The organism is Paenibacillus roseus (assembly GCF_016424485.1).
In the GTDB taxonomy this organism is placed as follows: Bacteria; Bacillota; Bacilli; order Paenibacillales; family Paenibacillaceae; genus Paenibacillus_D; species Paenibacillus_D roseus.
Window position 1 is genome coordinate 1 of sequence record NZ_JAELUP010000016.1, and the last position, 14,417, is coordinate 14,417.

Sequence of the window (14,417 nt, forward strand, 5' to 3'; positions counted from 1 at the left end):
CTTCTGGTAACAGAGGCCTTCATTTAACAAGTGACATTTTCATAGCACAATTAGAGTGACATTTTCACAGACGTTTGACACCTTTTTTTACAAATTGCAGCAGCGCATCCGGGTTTTTAATGGTAAGCAGTCTGAGCACTTTGTCCGCCGTAACGGAGGAAATCTCCTGAAAGCCTGGAATATCGTGAAGAATTAATCCTTCCATTAGCGATACATAAATGAGCGCCAGTTCGAATGGATCGCCGTCTACGATTGTCCCTTCCCGTTGTGCGTCTGCAATGAGCTCCGCCATGGGCTTCAAATTATCGAGAAAACGGGCGCTGACGGCTTCCTTGACTTCCACTGCCACAGCCTCTGACGTTCTGGCATGTTGCAGGATGATCGTAATAGCCCAGCCATTCCTGTACACAAGCCAATCTTCAGTATAACGGTGCAGCTTCATAAGCGGAGACAGTGGCAAATCCCGAATTTGCTCAACAAACTCCCGGTATTCCCGTTGTCCCATCTCTACCAAGGACTTAAATATATGCTCCTTCGATGTGAAATACTTATACACATTTCCCACGCTTAGCCCGGCCGCTGTGGCAATATCGGCGATTTTGGTAGCAGGCAACCCTCTTCTGGCAATAACATGCATGGCCGCCTCCAAAATCTCCTTTTGCCTCCGGCTCCGCAGCTCCTGATCCTTGGCAATATTTCTTGGGGACAACTGCTTTACCTCCTTGCATCTGAGACACGTCATCCAGCCTTACAGACTGCTGTGTTCTTGCTGCGCCGCACGATAGCGGTCACATGTATGATAACAGTCTGGTGAACAACGATCAATCGTCCCGCTGCATTTCATGCGAGGCTGCAAATTTCGGCTGCGCCCGTCTGTGTATATTTATACAAGAAGAAAAAAAGGATAGAAGAGGGATCGATCCTTTTGCACCAAGGCGATACTGCTATTCTTACGAGGCCCGGTACCAGAAAAAATGAGGGAGATTAGTATAAATATAATGCCGGAAGAAATGAGCGGATTTCTAGTTTGGCATTCCAATAAATGTAAATTATTGCTCGACAGGAGGGGCACAGCCCGTAAATTCCAGCGGGAAAACGTTGACGGCGATCAGGAATCTATGAATAATAGAAACATGGTATTTTGTTTAGGGCAAAGAGGAGGCTTATAAAATGTCAATTATTCCAGATATGATGGCGTTTAATAAAAAGTTCGTGGAAGAGAAGCAATATGAAGCTTATTTAACAAGCAAGGTGCCTAAGAAAAAGGTAGCCGTACTTACCTGTATGGATACCCGTCTTGTTGAGTTGCTGCCTCAAGCATTGGATATTAAAAACGGCGATGCCAAATTTATTAAAAATGCAGGTGCGATTCTGACTCAGCCTTTTGGCAGTGCCATGCGCAGCATTCTGGTGGCGGTGTACGAACTGGGCGCGCGTGAGGTGCTTGTAATCGGGCACCATGGCTGCGGTATGACGAACCTGGATACGGAAGGCATGGTACGCAAGTTTGCCGATCACGGGATCGATCCGCTCGCAGTTAAGACACTTGAGAACTCGGGGATTCGCATGGAAAAATTTTTGCGCGGCTTCCCAAGTGCCGAAGAAGGCGTCATGCACAGTGTCAAAATGATCCGCAAGCATCCGTTATTCCCGAAGGCGGTTCCGGTACATGGCTTTGTCATTGATCCGGAAACGGGCGAACTGGAGCTGATTGCCGAGGATTACAGGGAAGAAGAATAATATAACCTGGAACAACATACAAGCGGCATGCCCTGTAGAGGGTACTGTTTTACAGGAGCAGTCCGAGCAATCGGGCTGCTTTTGTACTATTCATTTATGTTGGATGGAGGTAACGAAGGTAGTCCGGTTAATTGGTTTATTAACTGAAAAAGTTTGTCATCTCCTCCCCATCCTAAAAGCTGTTCATTCTCTAGCCCTACATTTGCGAATTGGAATTCTAATAGAACTTCTGATTTAGATGTTTTAACTTTGTATTGTAAAATTAGTATGGGTAGATTACCTTCAATGGAATTATGGGATTTTATCATTCTGTTCCACAAAGACTTTTTTATAAAATAGTTTTGATTAACTACTTCTATACTATCGATTTCAATTTCTTGTTTTGTATAGGGAGCCAATTGTTTTCTTAAATCATTCTTGAAGAAATATTCAGCTTGTGCTATAGCTTCTTTTTTGGGCATGTATTCTAACCCTAAAATATAGCGTGATACAGCAGTACCGTTTTCTCTGTCTGTCAAGGTCGAGTAACTGTAATAAAACACAAATACGAGCAGGAGTATAACAACTGGTTTTCGTAATTTGTTTTTTGAGGGGAGGATTTTAACGCACTCCTTTGTTAGAAGGGTACTCCTTATTTAAGAAGTACCCTGGAATAATTAAAACTTGTAGCTTCTATGTCCCTCTGCACTATTGAGTTGCGGGCTGTAGGTTGGCAGGAACACACAGGTTAATCGCGGGTGCTCCGCCACAAACGACTGAAGCGATTTGGCATGGTGAATGTGAGCGTTATCTAGCAAGCCGTCAGCATTGGATACAAAAAGGCAAAAATTTTCGGCGGTGCATTGTTCATCTTCTCGCCAGACGATCTGGCCGATGTCACAATGAACGGTCTACAGGCGCTTCACTTCACGATGTTACCTGTCGTTTGGACGATGTGCTGCTTTACTTTTTCAAACCATGCTCGTTGCAGGGCCGATTAGTCGCGGATCTTACTTTAGTCCTCGAACAAAAGATGACGAATTTCGCCAGTTTCACCCCTTTTAACGAGGGGCACGTTTCTTCGACAAAGCTTTGCTGTTTCGCGGCATCGACCGCGGCTACTGTATACGTTGGTTTGGTGTAGCTCATATTCATCCGCTCTATTAATTTGGAGTTGCCACGCAACGAATAATGGAAGCCATAGTGACGTTCGCTATACTTCGAGATCAGTTGCAGCGTCCAATTAAACTTCGCGATAAAACCTACGTTAGCGGGAATTCATAATGACTTGTTTCCACGCGTCCAGATGCTCTTTTGTAAGACCCGATGATTTTTTAGGAGGCGACTGGATGACCACTCTTTCTATACTAGTAGGGTAACCCTTCGCAGTGTTTTCTCGAAAAGATATATCATTCGCGATATCTCTTTGACGGGAATACTCATCCGGCGGAGCCAAATCGTTTGAAGGCGTTCATTCATGCGACGGTTGTCGTAACTCGAGAGTTCATAGAATAATGATTTTACAATATACGGTTTTGCTCTCTCTTTCAAGAGAATTATTTCAACTATCTATTTCTGAATATATAGAAATGAGTCAACAAGTTAAGGCAAAGAAAGCTGGAGTAAACGAAAATCAACAAATTAGTACAGCAGTGAACAAAAAATAGAAATAAGACCTAATTAACTACATGAAACATCAAATTCATACATGATATTGATACAAAAGAATTATATACATAAATTATATAAATAAGGTAAATTTGGTATATTAATTTCATTCTGAATCCGTGAAAAGATTTGAACACCAACAAAAAAACGAAACATTACATGGACATGAATGAGATTACAGGAATCTGTCCGTCCTAAGTTTGGCTGCGGGGCAGATGCAAACAGAGCGTTCCTCTCAAGGCCACGCTGCAGGTGTTATGCGTGTCTCAGGAATAAGACAGTTTGGAATGACATGGGCCGGAACGTTGGAAACCACGGACTACAGAATGCCGAAGCGCAGCTTCATTCTGCGCGCATGCTTCCCCATACGCGAGGCCAGCCAAATCAAGTTTTTAATGATGGTTCTTACTCAGCGGCGCGTCACTCCCGTTTTCACCGGCGCATCGGGCGCTTGAAGCGAGATTTGACCAATCGCCCAGAGCACCAAATCATTGGTGACGAATTTGCCGGAGGATCCCAGATTCAAATCCGTTTTGAGTTCGCTATGGAAGTGCTCGTTCATTGAGAAGACAACTCTTGTTTGTGGTAGTGATTGTTAGACAGCTTTACTTTGCCAAACGAAGCGGTGTTTTCTATTTCTGTCAAGACAACAACCCAATTGAATTCAAACCTAAGCTAAACGTACTTTTGAGCTGATTTTGACTCTGCGAAAGTTGAGCTATTGATCTTGAAAAAGAAATAATCTTTAATTAATGGAGGAGTTAACATGTTGAAGAGATTTGGAATTGTTCTCATTTTATCATTTATTTCAGTCTTGTCATTTACAACTTCTGCTAGTGCTTTGGTTAATTACGGTAATGTCTCTGGCTGGATGGCATCCACATCTGTTAGCAAAATTGGATTTTTTTCCGCTTCAGATATAAAATTGTATATAACTAAGAATTCAAATTGGCTTATGACTGACACAAATTTCTCTACTTATATTACTCATGCTATTGATTCTTGGCACTCTGTTGTAAACAAAACAACAAGTACAGGAACTTCTTCAAATTTTGTAAAAAGTTTTAATGGAATAGGAAGAAGTGACGCGAATTCACTGAGTATCCCATCTAATGTATTGGGTCTTAATACTTGGACTGCTTCTACTTATTACGGGTATGGAAAAGCATATGGAACTCATAATTTTGATGTTTATACAATACAAAAATCTGTAACATATTTGATATGGAGTACGTCTGGTGCAGGTAAGACAAGTGATTTTACTGCAAATCAATGGAAGAATGTTTTTGCACATGAATATGGTCATGGCCTAGGATACTATGGACATAGCGCAAACTCGACTAAGGATTTAATGTGGGAGGATACTAGCTCATACAGTGACTGGGGAACAATTAGTCCAACCCAGTATGATAAAGGACATATGGGCATCGTTTACTAAAACTAAGGAGGGTGACGAAAGTGAGTTCAAAAAAAATATTAATAGCCTTATCAGGGACAGCAGTCTTGGGGGCATTTCTTTTATATGCTAATGGGTTTGGGAACAACGAAAGTAATTCTAATGATTCTGATTTACGTGCAAATGATTTGGTTATTGTTAAAACGGATGAGAAAATTTCTATTCCGGAAGGTGCAATAGCTGCAGAAGGGATTGTTTCCGATACTTCACAGTCCATTGAGGAAATGAGTATTAAATCAGATTTGATTATTAAAGGTAGGGTTGTTAGCCAAGAACAATTTAGCAGTATCGTTACGCACTCAACTATTGAAATTATTGAGCAATGGAAAGGGAACTCGGATACTGAAACAGTAATTGTATATCAACTTTCTGACGAGACACTGGAACTCGATAAACAATATATTCTTTTCTTAGGAAAGCAGGAGGAGGAGAAGGAGAACTCATACTATATTAAGGGTGGGCATCAAGGGGATTTATTAATAGATAATGGGGATTTAATAAGTCATAGCTCAATAATTTCAAATGAATTAATCAACTTGGCATCTGAAAAGTCAAGGAGTTCTCGTGAATCATCAGTTGAAGAAAAACTGAAACTGTTAATTACACAAAGTAATTGATAAAATTTGATTTTTAAATAGTATTTTATAGTCATTGTCTGTAGTCCCTCGTGATGAATTTGGCACGCCGCTTGCGGCTTCTTTCTTCTTCATTTTCAACATGCTGCTAAATCCTGCCGCCTACATTATTTTTGCTCTGTAGTGTTTCGTCCAGCACGCCCTGAATCCAGGAGTTAGGCACTTGCATGGAAAAGTTTGCAATCGGGCCATAAACGTTTAAAATATAAGTAATGGAGCCGCAAGCTCTGCTCGTTGTGGCGAAACATCCTGGAATGAAGGGGACGATTCATATGAACGCAAGACTGGATCAATTGGAGAAAAGATTGGACGCACAGCATCACCGGGATTTATTCCTGCAGACGAAGCATACCCTGAAAGCCCTGGACGATCTTGCAGAGCAGCATCGGCGTTTTACCTCTATGCAGGCTATCAGCGGGGTTAAGATTGTTGGCAGTGAAGAATCTCTGTTCTATGAGACGATTGCCGAGGCTAAGGAGCAGATTGTGGTGACTCTGGAGAGAACCTTAAGCGATCTGGAGCATAAAGGCGATAAAAATTATGACAAGAACTTCAAGGATGGCGTTGAGTAGCAACCGGCAGCACAATTAACGTCGTTACTTACCCTGACATAAAAAGGAGCACCCCTTGCGAAGGTGCTCCTTTTATATTGTGCACGATATAGGCAATAACCTAGCCTATGTAGACCAAATGAAGCGAATGGGAAGCACCGGCTAGATTACTCTCGCAGTGTCGGAAGAGCGCAATATTTCAACGCTCTTGTTATAAACGAAGCTTCAAGATTCGTTTGAAATGGATATCTCTTTTATTCATCAGAACAAAGATAAAGTAGCCGCTGAGAACTCTCGGTAGCTACTTTATCGATGATCGCATAACTGTTTTTAACCAGCGTGGTTTACGGTAACATCCATCGGCGGAAAGAGCGCGAGGAGGTCTTTCCCTTGAGCAGGGCCATCCCAATTATACACCGTGGCCCAAGGGCTGCCATTTACCTTTTTGTAAACCTCATAGCAAGGAAAGCCGTCATGAGCTCCTTCGACTTGGACAAGACCTGTGCTGTACACCGTTATTTTGAAGTCGTAATCAATGTCTGGAGCGTACCATTGAAACGGCTCGGAAACGGCGCCTGTAAGCTTAAAAACGAACTTTCCCGGATTTCCAGAGGCATCTTTGCCGGTATTGCTTACTTCCTTATAAACCATTCCAGAATCCGATGCCTGGCGGCTCGTAATTGTTTCGCGCGGAGGAACAAGGTTCTTCTCCAGAGTCTTCTTGTACGAGATACCAGTGTTCTTATAAGGGTATGCCGCAGTCATTTTGCCGGTTGTGTCGTTGATTGTGATGTTAACTTGTTGTGCTAGGCGAAAGTTAGGCGAATCTGGATTAAACCCATTAGTCCCGCCGCGTTGGGCGGGTGTGCCATCACCTTTGTACCAGGTAGTGAGTGAAGGTGTGTTAGAAAATTGAATCCAATCAAATGGTAACCATACCGCAACCCGAACTGCTACGTTCATAATAATAAACTCCCAAAAATAATGTAGTGACTCAGGGACTAGGTTTAAGGGATCCCTGTTCTCTTAAACCGTATTCGTCACTCATTATTAAGGGAGTTCTCTAGCATATTTTCACAACAGTATTCTACTTTTTCTTTCGTATCCAAAATCTACATAACATAACTAGTCCGATTAACGCCATTGCTAATCCAATTATGCACAATATCATGGGGATCATTAATGCGCTAACACTTCCAGATGCGTACCCAATGTCAGATTCATATCCCATCATAGGATTACTGCTTAACTTAATCAACAGGGTGTCAAGGTAATCCTGTGATTTCTGATCAATGCTAATGTGTCGGACTTCATATCTTTGATCTTGATCTAGGTAATAGATTGTCCAGTTCTTTTGTGCGGCAGTCATTACGACAATAGCGGTTTTGTCATTTGCATCTGTGCTCTGACTGTTTTCATGAATATTGAATACGGCGATCCATACTCCTTTTGCATAGGTTAAGTTGTTCGTAGCGTTTTCTGCAAAAATCGGATCACCTAATTTCACATTATTTAATACCAACTGCAAAAAGGCCCCTGATTCTTTAGTATCTTCAATAATTTCTATTCGATTGTTGTTCAACTCGATACGATTATTCACCAGATCCTTATTAGACACAGTATAAAGTTGAGTAAGCTCTTTTATAATGCTGTTTTCTTTGTAATATAAGTATATAGGATTCAGTGTTCCAACAATTATTAAAATACCAATTACCAACAAAATAGTGCTACTTATCTTTTTCATATCTTCCCACCTTATTTGTTTTACATTTGTTGCAAAGCGGTGAGACGGACTTGTAATTCCGCCATAGCGAAGTGTCTACGTTATGAGCATTTTTCCTTTTTATCCAGTATACAACAATTCAACAATTTGAGTGCTGACACAGTATTGAAATTTGTTTTACAGAAACTGTGCTCGTTTTGCAGGGCTCTCCAGTCGGAGGGTCTTTTTTGTATGGTAAAGAATAAAACGATGAGCTATTTAAGCCACGGCGATCGTTTCTTGTACGTCCGGAGTGGGCGTCATCTATAGGGTGAAAGTCTGAAGTGGGGGATGGCAAGCGCCTACACAAGCCAAGAGAGCATAGGTGCCGTTGCGAGGCGGAAAGATGACATATTTAACTGGCAGGGCTTCGGAATATGCGAGGTGTTAAGGTTAAAAACGGAAAAAAAGGAACAAATGTTCTTATTTTGTTGTAATTTGTTACTTTTAATCACCCTACAGGTAGAGCCTGGTAAATCGAAGGGGGAATATAATTTTGGAGAAAAACGTCTCTGTGTATGAGCTATATCGAAAGGAGTTGTATCGAATCGGGTGGAGGGTTCAATACCACGCTAAAGTGATAAGAAGGAGAGAAAACATGTATTCACAGATGGAGGATATTGGACAAGACACAATGTTTGACGTAGATAATCGGTTAATAATCTGTAAACTCTTGGAAGGTCTTTCGTCGTCTGTGGGCAGAGAGATACTACTCAAACTTTACATTAAGGATCAAAAGGAAGCAGAAGTTGCACGGGAGCTCAATATCAGTCAACAGGCGGTGAATCGATGGAAAAACAAAATGTTGAAGGAACTATCTCAAATGCTGAGATCAGCCAATTAATATTGGAAGCCAAACAAGCTAATCATGGGTCTACGTTGAAATTATTACAACTATTTAAAAAAGATATTAACCGTATGAGTCAGTTTATTCGAATGCCTAAAGAAGATGCAGTCTCGCATATTATCGTTGAATTTCTTGAGTTCATCAAAAAGTCATAGATGTTATTGGTGAACTCTAATAGTTACAGGCCCTGTTATTCTGCTCTTCACCAATGGTTCGGCAAAACACATCGTTGTACATGAACATTACTGGAATCAACATCAAGGACTTGCTAGAAAAATCGTCCAGTTGAGATTAAACAAAATGGGATTATGGAACGGGGCACGTGGGGACTGACGGAAGCCCACATGGCTCAAGGTTGCTGATTTCATCGACACTTGCGAATATCTATCTGCACTATGCGTTAGACTTATGGTTTAAGATAGTCATGAAGAACGTGTCGCAGAGAAAGCAGGCATCAATACCCCGATGATTGTGCGCAAACGAAAGACTCGCACAGGCAGGTTGTTATGACTTTCCTGCACAGTACGAGCGTCTTCGTCAATTGCGCGTAAACGGTTGAACCGGCGTATACCGAACAGTACGTACGATGGTGTGAGTGGTCGGCTACTCAAATAAAAAGTGGCCTCCTACTCGATTATGCCAAGTCAACTTTACACTTGCTGGATTTGCAGCAAATTCGTGCGGCCGGATTCCCCGAGCGGTACGCCTGCAGATAATACAACCGTATCGCCGGGCGCTATATGGCCGTTCTCCAACGCCAGGCGCGTGGAGGAGTCGAACATTTCATCTGTCGTTGCGTAGCTGTCGCCCTTGATCGGGATAACCCCGAACAGCAGGCAGATTTTTGCCAGCACATGCTGATGGCGGGTGATTGCAATAATTGGAGCTTGCGGACGATATTTGGATACCATACGCGCTGTAAAGCCGCTCTCGGTTGCGGTAATGATCGCTTTGGCTCCAAGCTCGAGTGAAGCGCTCACTGCGCCTTGGCTGATTACTTCGGTAATGTTGGTGGAATGCTGGGCTTTCTTCTTGGCGAATTGCTGCTGGTAGTTGATCATCGTCTCGGCTTTGCGGGCGATCGAGGCCATGGTGCGAACCGATTCCACTGGATATTTACCTGCAGCGGATTCCCCGGACAGCATTACTACGTCTGTCCCTTGCAACACTGCATTTGCTACGTCGCTTACTTCTGCGCGGGTCGGACGCGGGTTAAGCTGCATGGACTCCAGCATGTGAGTTGCAACAATAACCGGCTTGCCGGCCAGATTGCATTTGCGGATCATTTCCTGCTGCATCATCGGAACCTCTTCGACCGGTACTTCTACGCCGAGGTCGCCGCGTGCTACCATGATGCCGTCGGAGGCATCAAGAATGCCGTCGAGATGATTCATGCCTTCTTCGTTCTCAATTTTGGAGATAATCTGGACATGTCCGGCTCCATGCTCTTCCAGAATGCGGCGGATTTCCAGAATGTCCTCGCCTTTGCGTACAAAGGATGCTGCTATAATCTCGATATTGTGCTGCAAGCCGAATTTGATATGAGCGACGTCGCGCTCGGTTACGCCCGGAAGCGTCGTTTTGATGCCCGGCAGGTTAACGCCTTTTCTCGGCTTGAGCAGTCCGCCGCTCACAATGGCGCAACGAATTTCCGTTCCTTCACTGGACAGTACAGTCAAATCGACCAACCCGTCATCAATGAGAATACGGTCACCCTTCTTTACAACTTGCGGCAGTTCCGCATAATTAACGCCGATGCGCTTCTCGTCACCGAGAATGTCCTCGGCAGTGAGAATGAGCTCTTCGCCTGCTTTCAAATCAACAGCCGCTTCCTTCAGCTTGCCGATGCGTACCTCAGGACCTTTAATGTCCATCATAATCGGTACGAACGTATTCAGCTCCTGCGCTGCCCGTCTGACGTTTTCAATACGCATTACATGATCTTCAAGCTCGCCATGAGCCATATTTAAGCGGGCGACGGTCATCCCGGCCAGAATCATTTCCTTTAAAATTTCCACAGAATCACACGAGGGTCCCATTGTACAGATGATTTTTGTCTTTTGCATTAGAAGCACACCTCCAAGAATAGTTTCATTGTAGCCGTTCTTTTGATCCGATACTATGAACTATAGTATACTAAGTGAAACATAGTACGGTAACAAGGAGCTTGGCTGATGATAGAGGTATCCGAGGTTCGTCAGGATCATGGCGTCGAATGGTATGAAGAAGGACAGTTGCAGCAGCAGGGATACTGTCTGGTTATCGTGACATACGGCAAATGTGTCTATTGGGTTAACCACGAGAAGTTGATTATGGAAAAGGGCGATCTGTTGCTCCTTGCCGAGGGCGTTCCGTTTTATGGAAAGAGTATCCCGACTGTATTTCATACCAAATATAAAATCAAATTTCAGGCGCGGGAAGACGCAATGAAGCTGTCGATCCTGCAGCAGCCGGAGCTGTTCAAGCATAGAATGGGCTGCTACGACATCGTGCTGGAGCGTTTGAAAGAGCTGTTGCATCAGTGGAAGGAGAAGCCCTCTTATTACGAGATGATGAGCGCAGCTCTGTTTACCGAAGTGTTGATACAGATCAGTCAGGAGCTTGACCGGGGCATGATCTCGACGGAAAAGCACCGCTGCGCGGAACGGATGAAGTATTATATACAGCAAAATTACCGTGACCGAGTGACGAAGGAAGAGCTTGGCAATGCCATTCAGAGGACGCCGAACTATGCGGCGGCGCTTTTCCGTCAGGTCACAGGGCAGACGATCAGTGAATATGTGCATCATCACCGAATCAAAACAGCTCTGTATTTGCTTACGGAGTCAATGCTGACGATCAGCGAAATCGCCGAGTATGTGGGCTATAGCGATGTATCGTACTTTTACCGCATCTTCAAGCGGATTACAGGACACTCGCCCTCCGATTATGTTCATGAGCGGTCCCCGATTGTATAGGCAATTCAATTGTATAGGAAATTCAGCGGGGATATTGACAGGGCATTTGTAGGGGGGATGTCCATTCAAGAAGTATAGAAGGAAGGCTGGAGCGGGAAACCCTCCGCAGCTAGAGCAGAGGGTCCTGCTTTATAAAGCTTTTAGCCAGATTTTCAGTGTGGCGGTCTCTTTGCGCCGGCCTGTAGTCCTCCAGCACATCAATCAAATATTCTTCACCGTCCTGGTAAGCTTTGAAAATATAACGTTCAGGATCCATAATTTGAACATTGTGGCCGCAATCCCGCAAACATTGCTCAAATTCATGCAATCCGGGTTCTTTGCCTTCCTCCAGATAAATCAATCCTCTGAGCCGCTTCGTCTCATCCTTGCGGATGACCTTGAAATAAACGGTATGTTCTCTCTTCACGAGTGCTCACTCCTTTTCCTGAGGCTTACAGTCTTATTGTAGCGCAAAAGGTTTTATGAAGCTGTGATTAATTATACAATGAAACAATTTTTCACCCAATTTTACGTAAACTGCGATCTAATGGGCCTCCTTGCAGCAGCCAGTACCGGACATCGGACATTGTAAGACATCTGCAAATAATGATAGAATGACAGACAGAAGCTTAAGCAGAAAGACGGGTAATGAAATATGTCTAAATCGAAGTTTTATGTCGTGTGGGAAGGCAAAAAGCCCGGAGTATACACGAGTTGGCCAGAGTGCCAGAAGCAAGTGGCAGGCACTAAGGGCGCCAAATACAAATCCTATGAGTCGAAGGCGGCAGCGGACAAGGCTTTCCGGGAGGGCTGGACCCGTCATTGGGGACAAGGCGGTCAGGCAGGAGTCGCTTCTGCCGATACAACGGGGAAATCTCGTACAGCAGCTAGCAAGCGCAAGTCTGATGGAATAACTTCTGCCCAGGAGATTGATTATGACAGCATTTCAGTCGATGTCGGAACACACGGAAACCCGGGGCCGGTGGAGTATCGCGGTGTGGATACCCGCACGGGACAACTATTATTTTCCAATGAAAATATCGGCAAAGGCACGAACAACCTGGGCGAATTTCTCGCGATTGTACATGGGCTTGGATATCTGAAGCAGCAGGGCAGCAGCAAGACGGTGTACAGCGACTCGCTCAATGCGCTGAAATGGGTGCGGGAGAAGAAGGTATCGACCACGCTCGTCAAGGATGCGTCTACCCGCCAAATTTGGGAGCTGATCGAACGGGCGGAATCATGGCTTCGCAATAACACCTACGACAATAAAGTGCTCAAGTGGCAAACGAAGCAGTGGGGAGAGATTAAGGCGGACTATGACCGCAAATAGATAAAGCCATCACAACAGGGGCTATAGCCTTTTGGTCCAGGACAGACCATCAGGCTATAGCCCCTGCTTCATCATATATCCAACAATTAGGCCCAATAAAGCGTAACGGCTGCTTCTTCAGGAAGTGTGTAGGTGGTGTATCCTTTGCCGGTATTGATTTCAATGACGCGCTCTTGAGCCGTCCGATTCGAGAGAATCAATACGGTTGAGCCATCAGGATTGCGGAAGGCTGTGCTCTCCAACTGGTCGCGGACCATGGTCGACTCGATCCGGTAAGCGCCCGGCTTTACGAATTTGCTGATATGGCCCATCGTGTAATAATCCAGTTCATACTTGACGGCTCTCGTCTGCTGGTTAATCTGAACAAGTCCGCGGCAGGTGCTTCTCGACAGTACGGTCGGGCCATTGTGTTCGTCAAGGGCAATGTTCCACCAGACGACAGTCTTGGACCAATTGCGAGTCGTACGGATGACATGCTTCATCTGATCAAGGAAAGCGGTACGGAACGGAGGAATCCAACTGCCGCCGGAAGCTTCGGTGAACCAGACACCTTTATCTGTGAAAGCTTCCTGAACGCGGGACATGGCTTCATGCTCCCCCCCGTATACGTGCCATGCTACCCCTGCTATATAGCGTGAGGCTTCGGGATCTGAAAGTACGGTCAGCGGATGAAGCGGCACATCCCAGTTATGGTCATAGCATAGAATCTTGGCTTTAATGCCTGCCTGTTCAAAGGCGGGACCCAGATGCTTCCCGATAAATTCAGCTTCCTCTGCCGGGCTTACAAGCATGCCGGGATATTCCTTTGGCTCATATCCCGGCTCATTCTGCACAGATACCGCATAGATCGGAATTCCGGCTTCCTCATAAGCCTGGACGAATTTCACAAAATATTGGGCATAAACACTATAGCATTCAGGACGGAGTTTGCCTTTCACCATATGTCCTGTCGTCTTCATCCACCCGGGAGCGCTCCACGGGGAAGCCATCACTTTGATATCCGGGTTAATTTGCAGGGCTTCCAGCACGGCAGGAATCACATAGCCCCGGTCGTGATCGATGCTGAAATGCTTGAGTTCAAAGTCTTCCTGTCCCTCCGGCAAATCATTATAGCTATAAATTTCCGATGTATAGTCGGACGCTCCGATAACCTGGCGAAGGAAGCTGATGCCGATTCCTTCATTTGGATCAAACAGGCGTTTCATGACCTTTTTCCGTTCATCCTCGGGGAGGACTTTGTATACCAGATAAGCTGATGCGTCAGTAAAAGAAGCGCCGAATCCGTCCATATCCTGAAACCGTGTCCGTGTATCAACCAGGATTCGGTCTGTAATTTGCTTGATTGCAGGCAATTCCGTAATCTCGATCTCCTTTTGCTTTTGCAATTCTTGCGCTTGATCGATTGTGCTCAACCAGGCTTGTGCATAGTGATGCATGATCGTTCCTCCTTACAAATCAGGCAGCGCCCCGCTGCCGCGGATTGCCAGGGAAGCTCCTGCTGGATACTTCC

19 protein-coding genes are annotated in these 14,417 nt (G+C 44.7%); 9 read left to right on the plus strand and 10 right to left on the minus strand.

The features are described 5' to 3' along the window. Nucleotides 1–64: 64 nt before the first annotated feature. Nucleotides 65–709, minus strand: coding sequence for a TetR/AcrR family transcriptional regulator (locus JFN88_RS06295; RefSeq protein ID WP_199018492.1), 645 nt, complete (start codon nucleotides 707–709; stop codon nucleotides 65–67). 461 nt (nucleotides 710–1,170) lie between these two features. Between JFN88_RS06295 and JFN88_RS06300 the strand changes: the two genes are divergently transcribed. Beyond that, entirely contained in the window at nucleotides 1,171–1,740 is a 570-nt protein-coding gene (locus tag JFN88_RS06300) for a beta-class carbonic anhydrase (RefSeq protein ID WP_199018493.1), read from the plus strand. Between the two features lie 86 nt (nucleotides 1,741–1,826). Here the strand turns inward: JFN88_RS06300 and JFN88_RS06305 are convergent, their stop codons facing one another. The 3 genes from JFN88_RS06305 to JFN88_RS25130 all read right to left on the minus strand — a co-directional run bounded on the left by JFN88_RS06305 (nucleotide 1,827) and on the right by JFN88_RS25130 (nucleotide 2,997). Next, a complete protein-coding gene (locus tag JFN88_RS06305; protein ID WP_199018494.1) occupies nucleotides 1,827–2,258 on the minus strand; it encodes a hypothetical protein in 432 nt (143 codons plus the stop codon). A gap of 138 nt (nucleotides 2,259–2,396) precedes the next feature. After that, entirely contained in the window at nucleotides 2,397–2,537 is a 141-nt protein-coding gene (locus tag JFN88_RS25125) for a transposase (RefSeq protein ID WP_199018495.1), read from the minus strand. Nucleotides 2,538–2,682: 145 nt separating this feature from the next. Further along, nucleotides 2,683–2,997, minus strand: coding sequence for a helix-turn-helix domain-containing protein (locus tag JFN88_RS25130; RefSeq protein WP_199018624.1), 315 nt, complete (start codon nucleotides 2,995–2,997; stop codon nucleotides 2,683–2,685). Between the two features lie 236 nt (nucleotides 2,998–3,233). On the opposite strand from JFN88_RS25130, the gene JFN88_RS06320 reads away from it, so the two are divergent. After that, complete coding sequence (locus JFN88_RS06320) at nucleotides 3,234–3,386, plus strand: hypothetical protein (RefSeq protein WP_199018496.1); 153 nt, start codon at nucleotides 3,234–3,236, stop codon at nucleotides 3,384–3,386. 410 nt (nucleotides 3,387–3,796) lie between these two features. On the opposite strand, the gene JFN88_RS06325 is transcribed toward JFN88_RS06320, so the two are convergent. Further along, a complete protein-coding gene (locus JFN88_RS06325) occupies nucleotides 3,797–3,949 on the minus strand; it encodes a hypothetical protein (RefSeq protein WP_199018497.1) in 153 nt (50 codons plus the stop codon). A 204-nt stretch (nucleotides 3,950–4,153) separates the two neighbouring features. On the opposite strand from JFN88_RS06325, the gene JFN88_RS06330 reads away from it, so the two are divergent. The 3 genes from JFN88_RS06330 to JFN88_RS06340 all read left to right on the plus strand — a co-directional run bounded on the left by JFN88_RS06330 (nucleotide 4,154) and on the right by JFN88_RS06340 (nucleotide 6,050). Further along, on the plus strand, nucleotides 4,154–4,825 hold the full coding sequence (locus JFN88_RS06330) for a hypothetical protein (protein WP_199018498.1): 672 nt from the start codon (nucleotides 4,154–4,156) through the stop codon (nucleotides 4,823–4,825). Nucleotides 4,826–4,845: 20 nt separating this feature from the next. Next, nucleotides 4,846–5,460 carry a hypothetical protein gene (locus JFN88_RS06335; protein ID WP_199018499.1) on the plus strand — a complete coding sequence of 205 codons (615 nt, stop codon included), beginning with the start codon at nucleotides 4,846–4,848 and terminating at the stop codon, nucleotides 5,458–5,460. A gap of 290 nt (nucleotides 5,461–5,750) precedes the next feature. After that, nucleotides 5,751–6,050, plus strand: a complete 300-nt coding sequence (locus JFN88_RS06340; protein ID WP_199018500.1) for a hypothetical protein — start codon at nucleotides 5,751–5,753, stop codon at nucleotides 6,048–6,050. 309 nt (nucleotides 6,051–6,359) lie between these two features. On the opposite strand, the gene JFN88_RS06345 is transcribed toward JFN88_RS06340, so the two are convergent. Together JFN88_RS06345 and JFN88_RS06350 are read right to left on the minus strand one after the other, a co-directional pair. Beyond that, nucleotides 6,360–6,992, minus strand: a complete 633-nt coding sequence (locus JFN88_RS06345; RefSeq protein WP_199018501.1) for a DUF3238 domain-containing protein — start codon at nucleotides 6,990–6,992, stop codon at nucleotides 6,360–6,362. 124 nt (nucleotides 6,993–7,116) lie between these two features. Continuing rightward, on the minus strand, nucleotides 7,117–7,773 hold the full coding sequence (locus tag JFN88_RS06350) for a hypothetical protein (RefSeq protein WP_199018502.1): 657 nt from the start codon (nucleotides 7,771–7,773) through the stop codon (nucleotides 7,117–7,119). Nucleotides 7,774–8,425: 652 nt separating this feature from the next. On the opposite strand from JFN88_RS06350, the gene JFN88_RS06355 reads away from it, so the two are divergent. Both JFN88_RS06355 and JFN88_RS06360 read left to right on the plus strand, forming a co-directional pair. Beyond that, the gene (locus JFN88_RS06355; RefSeq protein WP_233167504.1) at nucleotides 8,426–8,635 is read left to right on the plus strand and encodes a sigma-70 family RNA polymerase sigma factor; all 210 of its coding nucleotides are present in this window, start codon (nucleotides 8,426–8,428) and stop codon (nucleotides 8,633–8,635) included. Beyond that, nucleotides 8,581–8,793 carry a hypothetical protein gene (locus JFN88_RS06360; protein WP_199018637.1) on the plus strand — a complete coding sequence of 71 codons (213 nt, stop codon included), beginning with the start codon at nucleotides 8,581–8,583 and terminating at the stop codon, nucleotides 8,791–8,793. The genes JFN88_RS06355 and JFN88_RS06360 overlap by 55 nt, the downstream gene beginning before the upstream one ends. A gap of 495 nt (nucleotides 8,794–9,288) precedes the next feature. Here JFN88_RS06360 and pyk read toward each other — a convergent pair whose 3' ends face one another. Further along, entirely contained in the window at nucleotides 9,289–10,704 is a 1,416-nt protein-coding gene (gene pyk / locus JFN88_RS06365; RefSeq protein WP_199018503.1) for a pyruvate kinase, read from the minus strand. A 108-nt stretch (nucleotides 10,705–10,812) separates the two neighbouring features. Between pyk and JFN88_RS06370 the strand changes: the two genes are divergently transcribed. Next, the gene (locus JFN88_RS06370) at nucleotides 10,813–11,595 is read left to right on the plus strand and encodes an AraC family transcriptional regulator (protein WP_199018504.1); all 783 of its coding nucleotides are present in this window, start codon (nucleotides 10,813–10,815) and stop codon (nucleotides 11,593–11,595) included. Nucleotides 11,596–11,704: 109 nt separating this feature from the next. On the opposite strand, the gene JFN88_RS06375 is transcribed toward JFN88_RS06370, so the two are convergent. Further along, complete coding sequence (locus JFN88_RS06375; RefSeq protein ID WP_199018505.1) at nucleotides 11,705–12,001, minus strand: hypothetical protein; 297 nt, start codon at nucleotides 11,999–12,001, stop codon at nucleotides 11,705–11,707. Nucleotides 12,002–12,229: 228 nt separating this feature from the next. On the opposite strand from JFN88_RS06375, the gene rnhA reads away from it, so the two are divergent. Beyond that, nucleotides 12,230–12,907: a ribonuclease H gene (rnhA, locus tag JFN88_RS06380; protein ID WP_199018506.1), complete on the plus strand. Its 678-nt coding sequence runs from the start codon at nucleotides 12,230–12,232 to the stop codon at nucleotides 12,905–12,907. 86 nt (nucleotides 12,908–12,993) lie between these two features. On the opposite strand, the gene JFN88_RS06385 is transcribed toward rnhA, so the two are convergent. Further along, nucleotides 12,994–14,343, minus strand: coding sequence for a glycoside hydrolase family 30 protein (locus tag JFN88_RS06385; protein WP_199018507.1), 1,350 nt, complete (start codon nucleotides 14,341–14,343; stop codon nucleotides 12,994–12,996). Between the last annotated feature and the right edge of the window lie 74 nt (nucleotides 14,344–14,417).